Raw genomic sequence first — 5457 nt, 5'->3', positions numbered from 1 at the left:
GCACCCACCACACCGACGATGACCCAACGATCGGCACCCCGCTCAACCCCACCATCTACGACTACACCGGCGCCGTGCTGTGGAACGCGCACGCCGGAGCCCTCTGGGCACGCTTCACCACCTACCTCCGCCGCGCCCTCGCCGCCGAACTCGGTATGACACAGAAAGCGTTGAAAGCGGCGCTACGCGTCTCCTTCGCCAAAGTCGCCGAATACCAGGAACGCGGCCTGGTCCACTTCCATGCCGTGATCCGCTTCGACGGACCCGAAGGACACACCAGCCCACCCCCCGCCTGGGCCACCCCCAACGCACTCATCAGCGCCGTTCACGACGCTGCGAAGCGTTCCGTCCTCACCGTGGAATCCGATGCGATCGGGGAGCGCACGATCGAGTGGGGGGAGAGGGTCGACGTACGGGAGATCACCGCGCTCGGTGACGGCGAACTCACTGATCACAAGGTCGCGGCATACATCGCCAAGTACTCGACCAAGAGCGCCGACAAATCCGGAACCGTCGACCGCACGCTGATCTGCCTCCCCTGCGCCGGACGGGGCTATCAACGCGGCCCCGACGGCTACCGCGACCTGTGCACCGACTGCGACGGCACCGGACAAGCCGAACCCCTGCGGGAGCTCCGCGTACAGCAGCACGTACGCCAGATGATCCGCACCGCCTGGGACCTCGGCCACCTGCCGGAATTCGCCCACCTCAAGCTCTGGAAATGGGCCCACATGCTCGGATTCCGCGGCCACTTCTCCACGAAATCCCGCACCTACTCCACCACCCTCGGCGCACTCCGAGACGTACGCCGCACCTGGCGCACCGCCCAAGCCGAACAAGCCCGCACCCGCGCCGGCCTCCCCGCCCCCGACGAGAACACCACCCTCGTCACCGACTCCTCATGGGCCTACCTCGCCACTGGCTACCGCCCCGGCGAAGAACTCCTCGCCGCCCAAACCCGCCACAACACCGCCCAACAACACGAACAAGCCCAACGCGCTAAGACAGAGGGAGAGGTCTGGCAATGACCGTGCTCAACGTGGATCAGGTCGCTGACCGCCTCGGGATCAGCCGCTGGAAGGTGTACGACCTGATCCGCTCTCGCGAACTCCCCTCCTTCAAAGTCGGCCGCTGCCGCCGCATCAGCGAGTCCGCCCTTCACGACTACATATCCCTCCGCACGGAACAGGAAGCCGCGTAATGGCGAAGAAGAACACCAACGGTGAAGGCACTATCTACCTGCGGAAGGACGGCCGTTGGGAGGGAACGGCGTTCGTCCTGGCCACTGACGGCACCTTCAAGCGGCGCAGTGTCTACGGCAAGACCTGGGACGACGCCCACGAGAAGCTGACGAAGCTCAAGGCAGACTCCCAGAGTGGTCTTCCCGTCGCGACGAGCAAGATGGCGCTGTCGGGGTTCCTGTCGTACTGGCTGACCAACGTGGCTCGCCCGAAGGTGCGCAAGACCACCTACGTGAACTACGAATCGCTGGTGCGGAACTACGTCACCGCCGAGTTCGGCAAGAAGAAGATCACTCGGCTGACGGCACGCGACATCCGGGCCTTCCTCGTCAAGACGGCCGCCACCTGCCAGTGCTGTGCACAGGGCAAGGACAAGGCCCGGCCCGAGAACAAGCGGCGGTGCTGCGCACTCGGAAAGTGCTGCAAGAAGCTGCCCTCGGATCGGACCGTGCGTTTCCTCCTGGTGCTCCTGCGCGCTGCACTTCAGCACGCCGTACGTGAGGACGAACTGCCGCGCAACGTGGCCCGGAATGTGGAGCTGAGCATGGGAACCAGGCGAGAGATCGAACCGCTGTCCTCGACGGAGGGGCGGCAACTCCTGGCGGCTGCTCGGGACAACCGGCTGTGGGCCGCGTACGAACTGGCGGTCCGCATCGGCCTGCGGCGCGGTGAGCTGTTGGGGCTGCGCTGGTCGGACCTGGATCTGTACGAGGGTGTCCTCACCGTCCGGCAGGCGCTTCAGCGGGTCGGCGGGGAGCTGCTGTTCGTCGCTCCCAAGACGCAACGGTCCGCCCGGCGGGTGGCCCTGCCTGCCGAGTGCGTAACCGCGCTCCGTGCGCAGCGTGCTCAGCAGCTCGCGGACAAGAAGGCGGCCGGCGACCGGTGGCAGGGTGCGGTGCACGGCCTGGTCTTCACCACGAAGAACGGGACACCCATCGAGCCGCGCAATCTCAATCGCTCGTTCGAAGCGCTCTGTGGCCGCGCCGGTGTCCGCAAGGTTCGGTTTCACGACCTGCGTCATACGTGCGCGTCGCTCCTCCATGAGCAGGGCGCCGATGCGCGCATGATCATGGAAGTCCTGGGGCACAGCTCGATCCGGGTCACCATGGACATCTACACGTTCGTCCGGCTCGACTCGCAGCGCTCCGCCTTCGACCGCGTGGGCGACGCACTTCGGGGTGACGGCAACGGACGGGACGATAACGACGGCTCCGCCGGCACTCCGGTGGCCATCTGATCACCGCGCCGTACCGGTTGCCGTCAACTACTGCCGTCACGGCACACGCCAGAGGCCCCATCGATTCCTCGATGGGGCCTCTGGCCTGCTGTGCACTCGGCAGGATTCGAACCTGCAACCTTCTGATCCGTAGTCAGATGCTCTATCCGTTAAGCTACGAGTGCTTGGCGTTCCGGGCTTTTTGGGGCCCGTCCGCGTTGCGAGAACAACATTACATGACCTGCGGCGTGACGTGAAATCCATTAGCCGGACCAGGCCTGAGCTGCGGAAACGCCCCGAAACAGCGGTCACCGAACGGTCTGGAACAGCCCGGAACGGCCGAAGCCCCGGCCAAGTGGACGGGGCTTCGGTGATTCGTGCGCGGAGGCGGAGGGATTTGAACCCTCGATGGGGTTTGAGCCCCAAACCGCATTAGCAGTGCGGCGCCATAGACCGGACTAGGCGACGCCTCCAGCACACCCGCGCGGGCGCGGATGGTGCGTGTCAGATGATGACACAGCCGAGCGCGGTGTCACCAATCGCCGCCCACGGTACTAGGCGGGAAGCCCGCAGGGCAAAGCGCTTCTTCGCGCCCCGGGGTCGTGCGTGTCCCTGCGCGTCGTTGCGCAACGACTGGGGCTCACGCGCGTTAGTGATGGCGGGCACGCACCGTCGGGCCCCCCGGAATCGTCTGCCGTCAGGAGCTCCCGTGTCGCGTCGCTTCTCCCTCACCGCCACCGCCGCCTTCGCCGCCTCGCTCGCCGCCGTGGCCGCCTTCGCGCCCACCGCCGCCGCCGGGCCGGGGCCGCTCGATCTCACGCGGACCACGCTGTCACCGCTGTTCCAGGAGCGGGCGCAGGACCGGCTCACGGTGACCGTCGCCGACACCGACATCACCCGCGCAGACGGTACGTACGAGCTGAAGTGCGGGCCCACCGGCGGTACGCACCCCGAGGCCCGGTCCGCGTGCGCGCGGCTCGACGAGCTCGCCGGGGAGGGGAAGAACCCGTTCACCCCGGTGCCCGAGGGCCAGATGTGCACCATGCAGATGGGCGGGCCCGCCACCGCCCGGGTCACCGGAACGTGGCAGGGGCGGAGCATCGACGCGACCTTCAGCCACAAGAACGGCTGCGAGATCTCCCGCTGGCAGAACCTCGTCCCCGTACTCCCCGCCGCCAGGGGCTGACCCGGTGGGTACGGGGTCCGCACACAACCTTGGTGAGAGCTCCCCCTCATCCGCCGTCCCGTCCCGCCCCCAGCGCTTAGACTCCCTCCAGTGACAGGCTGAGACTCAGAGGGGCAAGATGGGACCGGCCGTCCGCAAGGTGCAGTGGTTCAGGGAGGAAGCGTCGTCGTGAGTGGCAGGCCATCCCGAGGCGCTGCTCGCCTCGCGGCGATACTTGACGCACTTCCCGACGGTCTGGTGCTGGTCAACGGCAACGGCACCGTCGTCAACGCCAACACCATCGCCCTCGAAACCTTCGAAACCCCTGGTACGGCCCTGGTCGGGCGCGGTCTGCTCGATCTCCTGCCGGAGTTCGACCCGCGGCTGATCCCCGGTTCGATGCGCCGGCCGGAGGCCAGCGACGAGCGGGGCCGTACGAAGCCGACCCGGATGATCGCGCGGCGTACGGACGGCAACGAGTTCCCCGTCGAGGTCACCTCCGCCAATCTGGAGGACGGCCAGCAGGCGTACGACCTGCACAACTACACCGGCGACGAGCTTCTGATGCTCGTCGTCCGCGACCTCTCGGGGACCGTCGACACCGAGGCGGAGCTGGCGCGTTCGCAGCGGCAGACCGAGATGATCCTGCGGGCCGCCGCCGAGGGCGTGGTCGGTACGGACACGGACGGGCGCGTCGTACTCGTCAACCCCGCCGCCGCGCAGATCCTCGGCTTCCGGGCCAGTGATCTGGGCGGCCAGCAGCTGCACCCGCTGATCCTGCACTCGCGCGGGGACGGTGAGCCGTTCCCGTACGAGGAGTCACCCCTCGCCGACACGCTCAAGTCGGGCCGCAAGCACCGGGTGCGCGGGCAGGTGCTGTGGGCGAAGAACGGCAAGCAGGTGCCGGTCGACCTGACCACCGCGCCCGTACGGGACGGGGAGCAGCTCGTCGGCGCGGTGATGACGTTCACCGACCGGCGTCCGTACGAGGAACTGGTCGAGGCGCACACCACCGAGGCCACCGAGACCGCCCAGCGGCACGCGGCGGAGCTCGCGGAGACGGTCGAGCGCCACACGGCGGAACTCGCCGCCGCCGTCGAGCGGCACACCGCCGAACTGGCCGACCGCAGCGACCGGTACGCCGCCGAGATCGAGGAGTTGGCGGAGCGGTACGACAACACCGCCCGCCGGCACCACCAGCTGGCCGCCGTCCTCGGCGGCGCGCTGCGCGGGCCGCTGGAGGAGCTGCGCGGGGAGCTGTCGACGCTCGCGGCCGACCCGGCGGGGCAGCTGTGGCCCGAGGCGAACCAGATGCTGCACCACCTGTCGGCCGGGTACGCCCGGATGACGACGCTGGTGGACAACGTCCTCGGATACCAGCGGCTCGACGAGGGCCTGGATCAGCTGACCAAGGTGAACGTGCTGCTCGACGCGGTCGTCGCGGCCGGTGTCGAGGGCGCGGTCGAGCTGATCGGCCCGGGCCGGGCGCAGTTCGCCGTGCACGCGCCGCCGATCGAGGCGGAGGTCGACCCGGTACGGCTGGCGACGGCGCTCGCGCATCTCACGGCGGACGTGGCGGGCGTCGACTCGACCGGCCGGACGCGGGCGGTGGCGGGCGGCGGTTACGTCGACTCGACGATCGTGGTGGCGGTGGCGCAGCGCGGTGATGTCGTACGGATCGAGGTGCGCGGGCCGTTCGCCGGGGGCGACCCGGTGCACGAGCCGATCGTGCGGGGGATCGTGCGGGCGCACGGCGGGGTGTTGCAGACGCACGAGATGCCGGGCATGGGCGGCAGCGCGTACGTGCTGGAAGTGCCGTTGGGGGAGGGGTCGGG

The 5457-nt window shown here is 68.7% G+C and carries 5 protein-coding genes and 2 tRNA genes; 5 read left to right on the top strand and 2 right to left on the bottom strand.

Annotated features, from left to right (window positions below; all coding sequences use genetic code 11):
- The 3 genes from GXP76_RS33740 to GXP76_RS33730 form a co-directional block, all read left to right on the top strand.
- Window positions 1–1028 (top strand): replication initiator (locus GXP76_RS33740; RefSeq protein ID WP_242575432.1); only part of this gene is annotated, 1028 nt, incomplete at its 5' end.
- Window positions 1025–1201, top strand: coding sequence for a helix-turn-helix domain-containing protein (locus tag GXP76_RS33735; RefSeq protein ID WP_242575431.1), 177 nt, complete (start codon window positions 1025–1027; stop codon window positions 1199–1201). The genes GXP76_RS33740 and GXP76_RS33735, both read left to right, overlap by 4 nt.
- Window positions 1201–2478, top strand: a complete 1278-nt coding sequence (locus tag GXP76_RS33730) for a tyrosine-type recombinase/integrase (protein ID WP_242575430.1) — start codon at window positions 1201–1203, stop codon at window positions 2476–2478. The genes GXP76_RS33735 and GXP76_RS33730 overlap by 1 nt, the downstream gene beginning before the upstream one ends.
- Before the next feature lie 91 nt (window positions 2479–2569).
- On the opposite strand, the gene GXP76_RS33725 is transcribed toward GXP76_RS33730, so the two are convergent.
- A tRNA-Arg gene (locus tag GXP76_RS33725) sits at window positions 2570–2642 on the bottom strand.
- Window positions 2643–2839: 197 nt separating this feature from the next.
- Window positions 2840–2930, bottom strand: a tRNA-Ser gene (locus tag GXP76_RS33720).
- A gap of 236 nt (window positions 2931–3166) precedes the next feature.
- Here GXP76_RS33720 and GXP76_RS33715 point away from each other — a divergent pair.
- Together GXP76_RS33715 and GXP76_RS33710 are read left to right on the top strand one after the other, a co-directional pair.
- Entirely contained in the window at window positions 3167–3643 is a 477-nt protein-coding gene (locus tag GXP76_RS33715; RefSeq protein ID WP_242575429.1) for an SSI family serine proteinase inhibitor, read from the top strand.
- A 168-nt stretch (window positions 3644–3811) separates the two neighbouring features.
- The coding region (locus GXP76_RS33710) for a PAS domain-containing protein (protein ID WP_242575428.1) at window positions 3812–5457 on the top strand (1646 nt) is incomplete at its 3' end.

It is taken from the genome of Streptomyces sp. NP-1717 (genome assembly GCF_022695985.1).
Classification (GTDB): domain Bacteria; phylum Actinomycetota; class Actinomycetes; order Streptomycetales; family Streptomycetaceae; genus Streptomyces.
The sequence above is the reverse complement of the archived record's forward strand: the minus strand, read 5'-3'. Positions and strand labels throughout refer to the sequence as shown.

Bases quoted from the DNA above. Each gene is read 5' to 3' on its own strand.
- GXP76_RS33735 (WP_242575431.1), top strand. From the start codon at position 1,025: ATGACCGTGCTCAACGTGGATCAGGTCGCTGACCGCCTCGGGATCAGC.
- GXP76_RS33730 (WP_242575430.1), top strand. From the start codon at position 1,201: ATGGCGAAGAAGAACACCAACGGTGAAGGCACTATCTACCTGCGGAAG.